1 pseudogene is annotated in these 441 nt (G+C 68.0%); it reads right to left on the bottom strand.

Annotated elements, in window-relative coordinates:
• Positions 1-441, bottom strand: a pseudogene (locus XI04_RS08085) (hybrid sensor histidine kinase/response regulator); the annotation flags it as partial.

Raw genomic sequence — 441 nt, 5'->3', positions numbered from 1 at the left:
CGCCTTCCTGCAGCTCGGCGGTGACGTTGGACAGGCGCTGCAACGGCACCTTGAACTCGGTGTCCTCGTTGCGGCGGGAGATCTCCAGCAGCTGGTTGCGGGTCAGCACCAGCTCGGAAACCATGGTCATCAGATGCTCCAGCGTATCCACGTTGACGCGGATCGACTGGTTGGCGATGCGGTCGCCTTCGCTGGCGCCCTCGTCGGCCATCGACTTCTTCGGCGCGGCCTTCTCCTTGGCGGGCTTTGCTTCCTTGGCCACTTCCTTAACAACAGGCGCGGGCGCTTCAGCGGCCGGCGCGGGCTCGGCCTTGGCTTCAGCCTTGGCGACGGGCGCGGGCGTCGGCGCCTCGATCGCGGTCTCGCGGAAGGCGCGCTCGAGCTCGTCGAGCGAGACTTCGCCCGGACGCAGCGGGCGCTCCAGGGTCTGGTCGATCAGCG

It is taken from the genome of Bradyrhizobium sp. CCBAU 11430 (assembly GCF_028128855.1).
GTDB lineage: Bacteria > Pseudomonadota > Alphaproteobacteria > Rhizobiales > Xanthobacteraceae > Bradyrhizobium > Bradyrhizobium ottawaense.
Note: the sequence above shows the minus strand (reverse complement) of the source record. Positions and strands in the feature narration are given on the sequence as shown.